Raw genomic sequence first — 13,520 nt, 5'->3', positions numbered from 1 at the left:
CGAGTGATCGTTATCGTTTCAGGCCTGGCGCAATCTGTTCGATGCGCACCAGAATGTTTTTGAGATGCACGCGAAGTCTGTCTGCCTTGGCGGCGTCGTAGGCGAAGGGCGCCGCCTCGGTTTGGAGATGCGTCGATTGCGCAAGCTCCATCTGGATCGCATGCACACCGGTATCGGGCCGACCATAGTGGCGTGTCGTCCAGCCGCCCTTGAAGCGACCGTTGAGCACACTGTCGTAACCTTCGGCGGCTTCGACGACGGTGAGCGTCGCCTGCTCGATCGCGCTGTCGCACGTCTTGCCCTGGTCTGTGCCGATATTGAAATCCGGCAACTTGCCTTCGAAGAGGAAGGGAATGTGGGAGCGGATCGAGTGGCAGTCGTAGAGAATTGCGACGCCATGGATTGCTCTGACGCGCTCGATCTCGGCGGCAAGTGCGCCATGATAGGGCGCATGGAAGTCCCGCAGCCGTGCCGCGACGTCGCCTTCGTCAGGCGCCTGCCCATCCTTCCAGATCGCCTTGCCGTCGAAATCCGTTTCAGGAACGAGGCCGGTGGTGTTCTGCCCGGGATAGAGGCTGACGCCCGCCGGATCACGGTTGGCGTCGATCACATAGCGGTGGAAGGTGGCGCGTACGATCGTGACATTGTCGAGCAGGCCGTCATAGAGCTCATGGATGTGCCAGTCGGTGTCGGCCAGCATCCTGCCGTTGTCGTTGAGGCGGTCCGCAATCTCAGCCGGCACCTCGGTGCCGGTATGGGGAAAACCGAGGATGACGGGCGAGGTGCCTTGGCGAATTGCGCATGGCGAGGAGACTTTTTCCGTCACCATCGTCTCAATCCTCCAATACCGGCAGTATGCCAGATGAAACCGAGGCATTCAGCGCGCCCGTTGCCACCAGTTCGGCGGCGGCGGCGAGGTCGTTTGCCATGTAGCGGTCGACGTCGAGGCTCGGAACCTTGGTGCGGATGGCAGTGATCGCCTTGCCCAGTTCCGGGCTGGTCGACAGCGGCGCGCGCAGTTCGACGCCTTGGGCGGCGGTCAGCGCCTCGATGCCGATGATGCCGAACAGGTTCTCGGTCATGGCGAGCAGGCGGCGGGCACCATGGCAGGCCATCGAGACATGGTCTTCCTGGTTGGCCGATGTCGGCGTCGAATCGACGGAGGCCGGGTGCGACATCTGCTTGTTTTCGGACATCAGCGCCGCAGACGTCACCTCGGCGATCATCAGGCCGGAGTTCAAGCCCGGCTTCTTGGCGAGAAAGGCCGGCAGGCCGTAGGAGAGGGTCGGATCGACCAGCAGCGCGATGCGGCGCTGCGAAATCGCGCCGATCTCGCAGACGGCAAGCGCAATCTGGTCGGCGGCGAAGGCAACGGGTTCGGCGTGGAAATTGCCGCCGGAGACGACGGAATTGTCCGAGAGCACCAGCGGATTGTCGGTGACCGCATTGGCTTCGATCTCAAGCGTGCGGGCAACCGAGCGCAGCAGGTCGAGGCAGGCGCCGTCGACCTGCGGCTGGCAGCGGATGCAATAGGGATCCTGCACGCGCTCGTCGCCCTCGATATGGCTCTGGCGAATGATGGAGTTTTCGAGGAGCGCGCGAAGCGCGGCTGCCGTGTCGATCTGGCCCTTATGGCCACGCAATGTGTGAATATCCGGATGGAAGGGGGCCGAAGAGCCCATGGCGGCATCGGTAGACATGGCGCCGGTGATCAGCGCTGCCTGTGCGGCACGATGAGCGCGGAAGAGGCCGGCAAGCGCCAGCGCCGTCGAGGTCTGGGTGCCGTTGATCAGCGCCAGGCCCTCCTTGGCGGCGAGCACGACCGGTTCGAGGCCGGCCCTTTCGAGGGCTTCAGCGCCCGAGAGGCGTTCGCCGGCGAAGAAGGCTTCGGCCTCGCCCATCATCACCGCCGCCATATGGGCAAGGGGTGCAAGATCGCCGGAGGCGCCGACCGAGCCTTTTTCCGGGATCAGCGGGATGACGCCCTTGTCCAGCATGTCTTCGATCAGCCGGACCAGCTCCAGCCGCACGCCGGAAGCGCCGCGCCCGAGCGAGACCAGCTTCAACGCCATGATCAGCCGCACGATATTCTCAGGCAGCGGCGCGCCGACGCCGCAGCAATGCGACAGGATGAGATTGCGCTGCAAGGTGGTCACATCGGCACTGTCGATCTTGATCGAGGCGAGTTTGCCGAAGCCGGTATTGATGCCGTAGACCGGCGCATTGCCGGCGGCGATCTCGGCGATACGGGCAGCGGCCTTGGCGATCCCGGTATCGAAGGAGGGATCGAGCCTTGCCGGTGCGCCCGTCCAGTAGATGGTTTCCAGTTCCTTGAGCGAGACGGAGCCCGGGTGGAGTGTGATGGTCATCGACCGTTCCTTTCGCCCTTGAAGACGCGTGCGTGAAGCGGATTGAAGCCGATGCGATAGACGAGCTCGGCGAGGCTTTCGATATTCCAGATGGCGAGGTCGGCGGATTTGCCGGCTTCGAGCGTTCCTGTCTTGTCGAGCAGACCGAGGGCGCGGGCGCCTTCGCGGGTGGCGCCGGCGATGCATTCCTCGACGGTGAGGCCGAAGAGCGTCGCCGACATGTTCATGGTCAGCAGCATCGAGGTCAGCGGCGAGGTGCCGGGATTGCAATCGGTGGCGATCGCAATCGGCACGCCTGCCCGCCGCAACGCCTCTACCGGCGGCTTCTGCTTTTCATGGATGGCGTAGAAGGCGCCGGGCAGCAGCACGGCGACGGTGCCGGCTGCGGCCATCGCCGCAACGCCATCTTTGTCGAGATATTCGAGATGATCGGCCGAAAGCGCGCCATATGACGCGGCGAGCTTGGCGCCGCCAAGATTGGAGAGCTGCTCGGCATGCAGCTTGACCGGCAGGCCGAGCGCCTTTGCCTTATCGAAGACGCGGGCGATCTCGCCCGTGGAAAAGGCGATGCCCTCGCAAAAGCCGTCGACGGCATCGGCAAGACCGAGATTATACATGTCGTCGAGACCGGGCAGGACGACATCATCGAGATAATCGCCGTTACGACCCTTATATTCGAGAGGCGTCGCATGGGCGCCGAGATAGCTGGTGGCAACGCGGACCGGTCTGACATGGCCAAGCAGGCGGGCGCTCTGCAGCATCTTCACTTCACCGGTTCGGTTCAGCCCGTATCCGGACTTGACCTCGATCGTCGTGACACCTTCGGCAAGCAGCGTGTCGAGCCGCGGCAGAGCCCCGGCGACGAGCTCTTCGACCGACAGCGCATTGGTCGCCTTCACCGAGGAGACGATGCCGCCGCCGGCGCGTGCGACCTCCTCATAGGTGGCGCCTGCAAGGCGCATTTCGAACTCGCGGGCGCGATTGCCGCCGTGGACGATATGGGTGTGGCAGTCGACGAGGCCCGGCGTCACCCAGCGGCCTTCGAGATCGACGATTTCGGAGTGTTCGATGGCCGATGCCGGCAGGTCGCTTTCGGCGCCGGCAAAGACGATGCGGCCGTTTTCGACCAGCACGGCGCCCTTTTCGACGATGCCGAGCCCTTCTTTACCAGGCGCCAGCGTGGCCAGCCGCGCATTGCGCCAAAGCACTGGGTGGGCTTCGGCGGAGGAGGCTTCCTCTGAAAAATTGTTCCCGGTCATCAGCTTTGCGCCTTTCCTTATGCCAATAACATGTATATACATAATCAGCGGGTGACAAGAGAAATTTTGCGCGCTTTTCTGGAAAAGAAAGATCGGCGACGCGGCAAAAGGAGAGGGAAGGCCATGACCACACTTCACGCAGACACGGCTCTGACCCTGCAAGGCTGGCAGAAGGACGTGCGGCTGACGCTCGAAGCCGGGCGCATCGCACGGGTCGAAATCGGCACTCCTCCCGAGCCTGGCGACGAACGCCACGCTCTCCTCGTTCCCGCCATGGCGAACCTGCACAGCCATGCCTTCCAGCGGGCGATGGCCGGCCTTGCCGAAGTGCGCGGCCCGGCCAATGACAGCTTCTGGAGCTGGCGCACTGTGATGTACAAGTTTGCCCTGGCAATGACGCCTGATCATGTCGAGGCGGTCGCGGCCAAGCTTTATGCGGAAATGCTGGAGGCTGGTTTTTCCCGCGTCGGCGAGTTCCACTATCTCCACCACGACAGGGATGGCAGCACTTACGCCAATATCGCCGAGCTTGCCGAACGCATCGGCGCGGCGAGCGAAGAGACCGGGATCGGCATGACGCTGCTGCCGGTCTTCTATGCCCATTCGGGCTTCGGCGGAGCTGCCCCCATCGATGGTCAGCGGCGTTTCATCAATTCGCTCGGAAGCTTCGAAAGGCTGATGGAGGGATGCCGGGCAGTCACCGGCCGGCTCGACGGCGCCGAGCTTGGGCTGGCGCCGCACAGCCTGCGCGCCGCCACCCCGGATGAGCTCGCAAGGCTGGTGCCGATGGCGGGCGACGGTCCCATCCATATCCATGTCGCCGAGCAGGTGAAGGAGGTCGATGACTGCATCGCCTGGTCCGGCGCGCGGCCTGTGGAATGGCTGCTCGATCATGCGCCTGTGGATGAGCGCTGGTGCCTGATCCATGCGACGCACATGACCGAGGACGAAACGCGGCGGGTGGCGAGAAGCGGCGCGATCGCCGGCCTCTGCCCGATCACCGAAGCCAATCTCGGCGACGGCGCCTTTGCCGCGCCGCTTTTTCTCGAAGAGGGTGGCCGTTATGGCATCGGCTCGGATTCCAACGTGCTGATCTCCGTGCCGGAGGAACTGCGCCAGCTCGAATATTCGCAGCGCCTGGCACTTCGCGCCCGCAACGTCGTCGCCGCACCCGGCGGTTCGACGGCGCTTTCGCTGTTCACACATGCACTTGCCGGCGGCGGCGCCGCGCTGAAGGCGCCGGCAGGCCTCGTTGAGGGCCATTCCGCCGATATCGTCTCACTCGACACCAAAGCTGTTCCCTATCTCACAGGCGACCAGATCCTCGACCATTGGCTGTTTGCCGGCGGCGTTGCCGTCGATTGCGTCTGGGCGCATGGCCACAAGCAAGTGGAGGGCGGACGCCATCTCAGGCGCGATGCCATCGATCGGCGTTTTCTGGCTGTCATGGGCGAATTGCTGGCCGCCTGAAAAAGAGCTTTTCCTGTCCGGACATTCGAATTAGAGCAGTTCCAGCAAAAATGTGGAGTGGTTTTTTGTCCGGATTTTAGTAAAAACAAAGAGATAGCGGGAGACCAATCGGAACGTGGCGATGAACCAAAGCAGGGATCCCACCTTGCATCAGCGCATCCTCAGCGACATTGAGGGCCGTATCGTCTCGGGCGATTGGCCGCCGGGGTACCGCATTCCCTTCGAGGTCGATCTCGCCACGCAGTATGACTGCTCGCGCATGACGGTCAACAAGGTGCTGACCCAGCTCGCCAAGGCCGGCCTGATCGAGCGCCGCAAGAAATCCGGCAGCTTCGTCACCCAGCCGCAGGCGCAATCGGCTGTTCTCGAAATCCACGATATCAAGGCCGAGGTGCAGTCGCTGAACCTGCCCTATTCCTATGCAGTATCGAAGAAGACCAGCCGAAAGGCCAAGGCGGAAGACAGCCGAAGGCTAGAACTGCCTGTGGCCTCCTCGGTCGTCGAGGTCGTCTGCATCCACAATGCCGGCATGCGGCCGTTTTGCCTGGAGGAGCGGCTGATCAGCCTTGCGACGGTGCCGGAGGCCGCCAATGCCGATTTCCTGACGACGGCGCCGGGTCCCTGGCTACTCAACCAGGTGCCGTGGAGCACAGCCGAACACCGCATTCATGCCGTCTCCGCCAGTGCCGAAGTCGCCGCCGTCCTCGACATTGCGCGCAACACCGCCTGCCTCGTGGTCGAACGCCGCACCTGGAGCGGTGCCGGCCCGGTGACGCATGTGCGCTTCACATATCCAGGAGATCGTCATGCATTGGTCGCGCGTTTCACGCCGGCGTCGCAATAACGAGCCCGATCCAACCGGCTGGTGCCCGGTGACGAACCTGGTGGATCGGTCGAAACCCCGCCCATGGCTGGCGGTCGGAATTGCTGGGCATGATGGCGGCCGACAGCATCACCGTCCGCCATGTGATCAGCAAGATCCCTAAAAATCAGTGGTACGTCGTGCAGGGGCAAGGGCATGCGTTTCTTCTGCTGGAAGCGCGATCGGCCGCTGTTCGGTGGCTTGCCTCAAGCTCTGGCTGGGCTGGGCGAATAAGGATTGGCCGAAGATCAGCTGACTGCGGTGGTCGTATAGAGGCGAATGGTTGAGCCGACCGCGATCACGGGCGACCGTTCAAAACATGTTGTGAAGGTGATTGATCGTTCATGTGGAGGGGAAGAAGCGACGGCCGCGCCGAGGTCTCGATCAGCCGCTCGTACTCCTGCTCCGGCACCCCGTAGCAGCCGCCGGCGATCTCGATCAGCATGTTGCGATCAAGGATGCGGACATTGCCGCGCGTCGACTTGATGGCGTGCATGCCTTCCAGAATGTGCAGCTCATTGGTGACGCCCGCCCGCCTGACGCCCAGCATCAAGGCCAGCAATTCATGCGTCAGTGGCAGATCATTGCCGCCGATGCGGTCGTGACACATGAGCAACCAGCGCGCCAGCCGCTGATGCATGGTGAACTTGGCGGCGGCCAGCGCGCTGTGGGCAAGCTGAAGCTCGCAGGTATGAACATAACGCAGCAGCAATTGCCGCACCTCGGCATGCTCAAGGATTGGGACAAAGTCCGGGGTGGCAACCTGCAGGCCGTAGCCCGCCACCTGCATGAAGATATAATTCGGCGTCCGGTCGACGCCGAGAACGACGGGGTATCCGGCAATCCCTTCGCGCCCGATGTGGCGGATTTCGGCGCTTTTGCCGTCAGCGCTCTCAGCGACCATCGAGGCAACACCGCTTTCAAGAAAATAGACATGTTCGATCGGCTTGCGCGGTCGCACAAGCACACGTTTCACAGGAAGATCGACAGATTCAAGCCGCGGCGCCAGAAGCTCGAATGCATCCTCGGGAAATCGCCGCAACAGTCTGTTCTTGATCTGGCTCTGTGCGATCATTGCCATGATCCTCCAAGCTTGGAGGATCAACGCGAATCCTCGCGCTGCGTTTCATCCCGGCGGTGCTCTGTCTGTTTCTGACAATTGCAACGACCAGGGCGCCCGCTCGAGGGCGTTAGTTCAACTGAACAGCCGACCGAAAGGGAACCGTCGCGACCGTCGTGCCGTCTTCCGTCGTGATCTCGAATACGCCTCCGTCTGCGGGGTCACCCATTCGGATCCGCTCCGCCACGATTTCGCGGGCGGCGGCCGTTGCTTCCTCGCATGCCTGTTCAGGTGAGGCCAGGTCTATGCCCTCCAAATCTTCCTCGAAGACATCGTTCCTGCGGACGTGGAAAAAATACTTCGGCATGGTTTGCTCCATCAAAAACAGAATCTAACCTCTTGAGAGGCGAAATTGTTCCTCCCGGCCCCCATGCCCAGGCGACGAGGGCGATGACAACGCCGACGATGAGGGAGGTGATCGCACTGGCGCTTGTTTCGGTGAAAAGATGAGTGACCAGGAACGCCGCAAGCCCAGCAACCAGAGCGTCAACTTCAGATAATTGGGAACAGAAGGGTGATCTTGATGTTCGGGGGCCGCAACGTAACCTACGAAGGAAATGAAAAAATGAATATCAAGCTCATCTGCGCGTCGCTGCTGGCGGCTGGTATGGCCACAAGCGCTTTCGCCCAGTCCAGCATGGGAACTGGAACTACAATGGAACCCAATGCCGTTGGTAGCGATGGTGGTGCTAATGTCCAGACAATGCAGCCGATGACTTCCGACCCAACCCAAACCGGCAGCACGATGAATGGATCAAAGGGTTCGACCATGCCAGGCGGTTGCAGCGGCGGCAGTGATCCTGCAAGCTCCACCGCTTCGGGCTCGGTCCAGACCCAGGGCGGTTTGAGCGACGCGACTCCTCAGGGTCAGGCGTGCGCTCAGTAAGTAGAGAGACCTTCTCGGCGAGACGAAGGGCGGCGGGCTTGATGGCCAGTGGAATCCCCCGCCGCTGCTTCACTCGCATGTCCTGGTCTGCTGCCGCCGGTGTGCTTTCAGCTTCGCAATTGCTGCAATCCTATTGTCATAACAATCGCAGAACGCTGATGAAAAAACCGGGCTGCCTGATCATCTTCCCCGCGTCATTTCGACGTCAGGGCGCGCATGCGCGTCAAATGCAAACGAAGGTCCGGCGGGATCTTTGCAGCCGTTCGCTTAAGGTGCCCGTCCGGCCCCTGCTTTGAATAACCGTCGGAAGGGTATTGACTTCATCGTCATGTGGAACAAATAAGGAACATAATCTCCGCCGGTACGATGCGATGTTGGACAAGGTCAAGAAATTCTCAAAGAAGAAAACAGCGTTCGACATTTGGTGGTCGGCGCTGCCGTTGGACATTAGGCAGAACAACGACCTGGCGTTTGCAAGGCGTTGCTTCCGTGCCAGCCACGTCGTTGGGGCAAAGCCCGGCAAGACCAAGTACACATTTCGCGCGGGTCGGCTGGTCGTGTCCGTATGGGCGACGAACAGCGGGGAAGCGGTGAAGGAAGCCGCTGTCGAACTGGACGATAGGATTGCAAAACCTGAAAAGCGCCCGCCAGCATCGGGGTGGAGGTTGACGCCCGTCTCCGATGCCTGAGATCCACCCATTCAAGCGGCTGCGGCTGTGGACCGTGAGGGCGGCCGGCGACCAAGGACAGATCCTGGTCGTGACCTGCAATCTGTGTAGGGTGACCCACCACTATCTTCCGGCCGACATCGAAAAGCTGTGCGGAAACATATCTCTCGACCGGGTGCTTCAGAAGTTCAGGTGCGACGGCTGCAGCAAGAAGAACTACCTGCAGATGAAGCTGCATTTTCCGCACGGTAGCGAATACGGAACGCTCAAGATCCGCAGGTTGAAACGCATTCGGACCGTTACATTGCCTGTCTGGGCCGATGAGCTTCTCCGTTAGTGACGAGTCCTGCTGCACCTTCCGCGGCCACGACCCGTCCTACGGCAACGTCGACGCGATAGAAGTGGCGAGCAGTGGTTTGGCTGTTGGCGCGCGCCCAACGAATTTGTCGCTGGTTTGGGGGATCCCTTACAAGCGGATCACGAGCTATGTGGCTGGCGACAAGGTCTAGTGTGTTCACGACGCGGAGGAAGCGGAGACAATCTACCGCCATGCGCGGGAAGGGGGCTTCCCCGCCGACCTCGTCGCCTCGATGATCGGACCCGAGACAGGTCGGCAGATGTGAGATTTCAATGCGGTGGACACGAACTGTCCGCCGCATCAGTCAAATCCGGCGATCGCGCCGCCGGCCACTTCAGATCTGATCACGCAGAGACTTGAATGAGGCCCTGAGTTCGGCTGTAAACAGCTCCGGCTGCTCCCAGGCGGCGAAATGCCCGCCCTTCGCCGGCCGGCCGTAGTGGATGAGTTTCGGATAGGCCTTTTCGGCCCAGCTCTGCGGCGCCTGATAGATTTCATTCGGGAAGGCACTGACGGCGACCGGGATCTTGATGCCGTGCGGATCGAAGAAGCCGCCGGAGGGGAAATGCGCGTTGTCCCAGTAGAGGCGAGCCGAGGAGATCGCCGTATTCGTCAGCCAGTAGAGCGTGACGTTGTCGATCACGTCGTCGGGCGCCAGGCCTTCCTTCTCGCCGTTGAAGGAACGAGATCATCCGGTACCTGCGGATGTCGTGATCGAGCATCCAGGAGGCAAGTCCAATAGGCGAATCCACAATGCCGTAGAGCGTCTGCGGCCGATTGTTCATCACGGGTGACTGGCAAGTCCACTTGCTCCAGGCGGTCGTGGCACATCGGAGGTAAATGAGCCGGGCGCCGATGCGATCTCACGCCGAGCCGCGCTCTGACATATCGTGTTGGTTTCCACACGGAACTGACCCGGTTTTTCCACCGAGAAGTGAGCCACCTCTGAGTATGGTTTTCTGATCAGGGTTTGGTCAAGGGATTGGCTTTTTCTCCTCGCTTCTGTGCTGCGGCAGCCGAGCTGGCTTTAAACCGGAAGCTGTCGTTCCGTGGTCGGGCATCCTGGACGTTCTTCTCGACCTGACCCTTCTCCCAGCCTGCCGCTGAATTGCAGGACTCAGGCGCAAAGACCTAATGGTTCGCCATCGCGAGGAAACGGATATTGACCTGTCGCTCCTTGCCGCGGCCGACGCGATCGACCGCTGTCTTCATGTTATCTTAGATGCCACGACCAGGTACGCCGCCGAACACACGCGTGCGAGTGGGTGTCGAACAGCATCTCATTCGTTTGCAACAAATAGGCCCGGAGCAGAAAGGCGCGGCTGCCTGGCTTGAGTGTTGGCTCGCACTCCTCTTCCACCTCGACGATTACGAGTTCCAAGAGATGGGCCACCATCCGGTGGCGGGGGTCCCTTTCAGCCAGCCGCTTGACGGCCGTCAGGTGGTGTAGGAGCCGGGGGCTTCTCGGGTCCATACGGGTGTCAAATCCGGAAGGCATGGACGCAGGTGCAGCAACAGTTGCGCCGTCCTCATCGTAGTTGACCGCCACAATACGAGCGCAGCAAAATGAACGAGTTGCTTTGCCGGATTGGTCTGTCCCTCAACCGCCGCGACGATCAAGTCATGCGAGCCGATGCTGCTGGCGGCCGCGAATCGGGTTCCTCTCTAGCTGCTGATGACTGTTTCGCGTGTGAGACGGACTGTCCAAATTGTTGCTCTATTGGATCAACAGTGAACCAGTCATATTCGAGGTCAGCTAACAAACCCGGAGACATCCCATGACTATTCTCATTGCCGGCGCCACAGGCGATGTTGGCCGCCACCTCTCAACCCCGGGCCGCTGCTGTCTGCACTTGAAGAGCAGGCGGAGTAGACGCAGCTCGAGAGCGACGAGGGTTGCAAAGCGGCCCTGCTGTCGACGCTGAAGCGAGCCGTGAGCCACTCCGAGGGCGGGCTCTGACTATCCCCAAACAAACCCAACAGGGCGGCCTCCCGAACAGGCGCCCTGCCTGTCAAGAGGACCGTAACAATGACCACGTCTGTTACTGAAACACATCGCGCCGCTGCACCGAAGATTCTGGTCCTCGGCGCGACCGGGCCGACCAGCCGCCACATCGTCAGCCAGGCTGTAAACCGCGGTTATGATGTCACCGTACTGGTGCGCTCGCCGGAAAAAGCCACCGATCTCAAAGGAGCAAAGCTTGTCGTAGGCGATGCCCGTGATGAGAAAGCCTTGCGTCAGGCGATCAAGGGCCGCGATGCCGTGATCACTGCGCTCGGCACTCCCGCAAGTCCGTTTCGTGAGGTCACCCTACTTTCGACCGCCACTCGGGCGCTTGCGAACGCAATGAAGGCGGAGCAGGTCTCGCGCCTGATCGCTATCACCGGGATGGGCGCGGGCAATAGCGCTGGACATGGTGGCTTCCTGTTCGACAAGCTAATTTTCCCGCTGCTTCTGCGCAAGGTCTACGCCGACAAGAACCGCCAGGAGGACGTCATCAAGCGCAGCGATCTCGATTGGACCATCGTCCGTCCTTCGATCCTCAACAACAAGCCCGGGGGCAACGCGATTCGGACGCTCACAGACCTAAATTCCTTCCATGGCGGTTCGATCTCGCGGGCAGATGTTGCAACGTTCTTACTCGATCAGGTCACTAGTGACGCTTGGTTCGGCCAGTCGCCGTTAATCACCTCGTGAAGTCGACGGCCACGCAACCGTGTTCCCCGCCAACGATTTCTTTAAGGCCGCCCAACGCTTCTTCGCCCGCCGCATATGGTACACTTCGGTACAAAAAAAGCCCCGCGTTTGCGGGGCTTGGAGTTACTGGAAAGGGGATGACGACACGCAAAAGCTTATCACATCCGCGCTCGAAACCCATTGGGACGAGAAAAGTTCCAATGAGGGCGAGAAAAAACCCGCATCACAAAGCGGGTCGATAAAAGGGGTATTTCCTCGAATATGAACGGCTCATCGGATTTCCGATCAGACGGACCTAACTTTTACCGCAGCCACAAACGGGCTGAGTGCCGCCTCGGCATCAAAAGGAACCGCTCCGTACCAACGGGTAGAGCATGTTCGGAGGGAATATGGCTCGGTATTATTTCCACATCCGGCGAGGCGAAACCACCACCGCACAGGATCTGGAGGGCCTTGAATTCGCCACTCCTGAAATGGCCATTGAGGAGGCGATAAAAGCCGCTCGTGAAATAGTTGCGGAGATGGTACTTGCCGGTCGCCGGGTCGAGGAACAAGAGTTTGAGATAAGAAGTTCAGATGGCGCAGTTTTGAAGATCGTTTCCTTCAAATCTGCGGCTGGTTTGGATTGAAATCCCTGAGGGGGGTTGCGTGATCATAGAGACAAGTTCATCGCCGTAAATGATCCGATAACCATGCGCTCCTGGCTGCTCGGCGATCTCGATCGCGCGGACCTCCCATTCGGTGGCGTTTCGCAAGGAGAAGTTCATCGACGAGGACATACGGAACGCACGGGCGGGGCCCGTCGATTCCGCCTCCCTTCGGCCGCTAGCGGAGGCTCCCGCGGCTGAATACCGCATCCACGGTGGTCGCTGGATCAACGCATTGATGGCGGATGATAGCGGTGCCCTCGACTATCCCGACTTGGTTCTGTTGGATAATGAGGAACTGGGTTCGCTGGCGCCGATCACCCGGGCGATCCGGATCGAAACCGGCCTTGCTGTCCGGGCCAGTCGTGTCGAAGACGGCACCGTTCGGCTTCTTCATCCGGACTTCCGCGCACGGCCTTCGCCGCGCGTAAACAGCAGGAGTTGAGAGGCGGCACCGTATGCCTGTCAGCGACTGCTTCTCAAGCAGACCATGCGGTGCATTTTAACGAACGGCGCCGACTGGAATTAAGCAGCCACTCAGCCAAGGCTTGCTGTAGTGCGTTGGGATTCGCATTTATAGCGAATGCCGACCCGCCGCTCATTCTCACCGAGATACACGACCAAGAAACGGGCCCGCTCACGGTTCACGATGGAGGCGTTCTACTTGGCTGTCATCGGGGCAGGGGGGTCGGATACTTCGGCGTCGAAGTTGCTGATATATTCGCTCAACTCGCTAATTTTCCAATGGCATGCAGTATCAAAGGCAATGTGAGCATCGGTAGCCGTGAGCGCATTTATCATATGCCCGGCCAGGAATACTACGACGAGACCAAGATTTCCCCTCAGCACGGGGAGAGATGGTTTTGCGCGGAAGCTGAAGCCCGCGCAGCCGGGTGGCGTCGCGCAATAGCGCCAGTCCCATTTCTCTTGAATTGGCAACTGCCTCTGACAACGGCCGGTGGCCTGTCGTTGCCGCCGCATTCCACAGTCGGATCGTCAAAGCAGGAATCCCCGTGGCTGTGATATGCGAGCGAACGTGTTCACCGATAATTAGTAGCATCGCATATATAGGGCACTGGATCGTTGTGGATCCGAAAGTGTTAAGAACATTGAAAAAGCTGACAGCATCAAGCTGGTCGTTCCTCGATGTGTATTTCGTTCTCGATATTATCGAGAAGGTTCT

At 60.5% G+C, this 13,520-nt stretch carries 14 protein-coding genes and 4 pseudogenes; 11 read left to right on the top strand and 7 right to left on the bottom strand.

Features of this window, described 5'->3' with window-relative positions; all coding sequences use genetic code 11:
- Positions 1-10: 10 nt before the first annotated feature.
- Genes hutG through hutI form a run of 3 tightly spaced genes read right to left on the bottom strand, consistent with a single transcriptional unit; the run spans position 11 to position 3,628 of the window.
- Positions 11-829, bottom strand: coding sequence for an N-formylglutamate deformylase (hutG, locus tag C3Y91_RS24940; RefSeq protein WP_168575957.1), 819 nt, complete (start codon positions 827-829; stop codon positions 11-13).
- 4 nt (positions 830-833) lie between these two features.
- Positions 834-2,369, bottom strand: a complete 1,536-nt coding sequence (hutH, locus tag C3Y91_RS24935) for a histidine ammonia-lyase (protein WP_168575956.1) — start codon at positions 2,367-2,369, stop codon at positions 834-836.
- Positions 2,366-3,628 (bottom strand): imidazolonepropionase, encoded by a 1,263-nt coding sequence (gene hutI, locus C3Y91_RS24930; protein ID WP_168575955.1) that lies wholly within the window; start codon positions 3,626-3,628, stop codon positions 2,366-2,368. The genes hutH and hutI overlap by 4 nt, the downstream gene beginning before the upstream one ends.
- Positions 3,629-3,751: 123 nt before the next feature.
- Here hutI and C3Y91_RS24925 point away from each other — a divergent pair, with 123 nt between their 5' ends.
- From C3Y91_RS24925 to C3Y91_RS38755, 3 genes are all read left to right on the top strand, one after another.
- Positions 3,752-5,098, top strand: a complete 1,347-nt coding sequence (locus C3Y91_RS24925; RefSeq protein ID WP_168575954.1) for a formimidoylglutamate deiminase — start codon at positions 3,752-3,754, stop codon at positions 5,096-5,098.
- Positions 5,099-5,219: 121 nt separating this feature from the next.
- Complete coding sequence (gene hutC, locus C3Y91_RS24920) at positions 5,220-5,942, top strand: histidine utilization transcriptional repressor HutC (protein WP_130773570.1); 723 nt, start codon at positions 5,220-5,222, stop codon at positions 5,940-5,942.
- Between the two features lie 89 nt (positions 5,943-6,031).
- Positions 6,032-6,247: a hypothetical protein gene (locus C3Y91_RS38755; RefSeq protein ID WP_425523617.1), complete on the top strand. Its 216-nt coding sequence runs from the start codon at positions 6,032-6,034 to the stop codon at positions 6,245-6,247.
- Between the two features lie 11 nt (positions 6,248-6,258).
- On the opposite strand, the gene C3Y91_RS24915 is transcribed toward C3Y91_RS38755, so the two are convergent.
- A complete protein-coding gene (locus C3Y91_RS24915) occupies positions 6,259-7,035 on the bottom strand; it encodes a Crp/Fnr family transcriptional regulator (protein WP_425523616.1) in 777 nt (258 codons plus the stop codon).
- A gap of 115 nt (positions 7,036-7,150) precedes the next feature.
- A complete protein-coding gene (locus C3Y91_RS24910; protein ID WP_130773584.1) occupies positions 7,151-7,387 on the bottom strand; it encodes a DUF6894 family protein in 237 nt (78 codons plus the stop codon).
- A 216-nt stretch (positions 7,388-7,603) separates the two neighbouring features.
- On the opposite strand from C3Y91_RS24910, the gene C3Y91_RS24905 reads away from it, so the two are divergent.
- The 4 genes and pseudogenes from C3Y91_RS24905 to C3Y91_RS38750 form a co-directional block, all read left to right on the top strand.
- Entirely contained in the window at positions 7,604-7,966 is a 363-nt protein-coding gene (locus C3Y91_RS24905; protein ID WP_245495600.1) for a hypothetical protein, read from the top strand.
- Positions 7,967-8,337: 371 nt separating this feature from the next.
- A complete protein-coding gene (locus tag C3Y91_RS24900; RefSeq protein WP_130773568.1) occupies positions 8,338-8,655 on the top strand; it encodes a hypothetical protein in 318 nt (105 codons plus the stop codon).
- Entirely contained in the window at positions 8,648-8,971 is a 324-nt protein-coding gene (locus tag C3Y91_RS24895) for a hypothetical protein (protein WP_130773567.1), read from the top strand. Before C3Y91_RS24900 ends, C3Y91_RS24895 begins: the two co-directional genes overlap by 8 nt.
- Positions 8,972-9,092: 121 nt before the next feature.
- A pseudogene (locus C3Y91_RS38750) lies at positions 9,093-9,257 on the top strand (nickel-binding protein); the annotation flags it as partial.
- Between the two features lie 69 nt (positions 9,258-9,326).
- Here C3Y91_RS38750 and C3Y91_RS24890 read toward each other — a convergent pair.
- Together C3Y91_RS24890 and C3Y91_RS24880 are read right to left on the bottom strand one after the other, a co-directional pair.
- A pseudogene (locus C3Y91_RS24890) lies at positions 9,327-9,777 on the bottom strand (epoxide hydrolase); the annotation flags it as partial.
- 262 nt (positions 9,778-10,039) lie between these two features.
- A pseudogene (locus tag C3Y91_RS24880) lies at positions 10,040-10,316 on the bottom strand (IS21 family transposase); the annotation flags it as partial.
- A 705-nt stretch (positions 10,317-11,021) separates the two neighbouring features.
- Between C3Y91_RS24880 and C3Y91_RS24875 the strand changes: the two are divergent.
- The 4 genes and pseudogenes from C3Y91_RS24875 to C3Y91_RS38120 all read left to right on the top strand — a co-directional run.
- Positions 11,022-11,690, top strand: a complete 669-nt coding sequence (locus C3Y91_RS24875) for an NAD(P)-dependent oxidoreductase (protein ID WP_168575953.1) — start codon at positions 11,022-11,024, stop codon at positions 11,688-11,690.
- A gap of 389 nt (positions 11,691-12,079) precedes the next feature.
- Positions 12,080-12,319, top strand: a complete 240-nt coding sequence (locus C3Y91_RS24870; RefSeq protein WP_130773565.1) for a DUF6894 family protein — start codon at positions 12,080-12,082, stop codon at positions 12,317-12,319.
- A gap of 112 nt (positions 12,320-12,431) precedes the next feature.
- Positions 12,432-12,782: a hypothetical protein gene (locus C3Y91_RS24865; RefSeq protein WP_168575952.1), complete on the top strand. Its 351-nt coding sequence runs from the start codon at positions 12,432-12,434 to the stop codon at positions 12,780-12,782.
- 138 nt (positions 12,783-12,920) lie between these two features.
- Positions 12,921-13,243, top strand: a pseudogene (locus C3Y91_RS38120) (sunset domain-containing protein); the annotation flags it as partial.
- Positions 13,244-13,520: the final 277 nt, after the last annotated feature.

This window comes from Rhizobium ruizarguesonis (assembly GCF_012349115.1).
GTDB lineage: Bacteria > Pseudomonadota > Alphaproteobacteria > Rhizobiales > Rhizobiaceae > Rhizobium > Rhizobium ruizarguesonis.
Note: the sequence above shows the minus strand (reverse complement) of the source record. Positions and strands in the feature narration are given on the sequence as shown.

Bases quoted from the DNA above. Each gene is read 5' to 3' on its own strand.
- hutG (WP_168575957.1), bottom strand. From the start codon at position 829: ATGGTGACGGAAAAAGTCTCCTCGCCATGCGCAATTCGCCAAGGCACC.
- hutH (WP_168575956.1), bottom strand. From the start codon at position 2,369: ATGACCATCACACTCCACCCGGGCTCCGTCTCGCTCAAGGAACTGGAA.
- hutI (WP_168575955.1), bottom strand. From the start codon at position 3,628: ATGACCGGGAACAATTTTTCAGAGGAAGCCTCCTCCGCCGAAGCCCAC.
- C3Y91_RS24925 (WP_168575954.1), top strand. From the start codon at position 3,752: ATGACCACACTTCACGCAGACACGGCTCTGACCCTGCAAGGCTGGCAG.
- hutC (WP_130773570.1), top strand. From the start codon at position 5,220: ATGAACCAAAGCAGGGATCCCACCTTGCATCAGCGCATCCTCAGCGAC.
- C3Y91_RS38755 (WP_425523617.1), top strand. From the start codon at position 6,032: ATGATGGCGGCCGACAGCATCACCGTCCGCCATGTGATCAGCAAGATC.
- C3Y91_RS24915 (WP_425523616.1), bottom strand. From the start codon at position 7,035: ATGATCGCACAGAGCCAGATCAAGAACAGACTGTTGCGGCGATTTCCC.
- C3Y91_RS24910 (WP_130773584.1), bottom strand. From the start codon at position 7,387: ATGCCGAAGTATTTTTTCCACGTCCGCAGGAACGATGTCTTCGAGGAA.
- C3Y91_RS24905 (WP_245495600.1), top strand. From the start codon at position 7,604: ATGTTCGGGGGCCGCAACGTAACCTACGAAGGAAATGAAAAAATGAAT.
- C3Y91_RS24900 (WP_130773568.1), top strand. From the start codon at position 8,338: ATGTTGGACAAGGTCAAGAAATTCTCAAAGAAGAAAACAGCGTTCGAC.
- C3Y91_RS24895 (WP_130773567.1), top strand. From the start codon at position 8,648: ATGCCTGAGATCCACCCATTCAAGCGGCTGCGGCTGTGGACCGTGAGG.
- C3Y91_RS24875 (WP_168575953.1), top strand. From the start codon at position 11,022: ATGACCACGTCTGTTACTGAAACACATCGCGCCGCTGCACCGAAGATT.
- C3Y91_RS24870 (WP_130773565.1), top strand. From the start codon at position 12,080: ATGGCTCGGTATTATTTCCACATCCGGCGAGGCGAAACCACCACCGCA.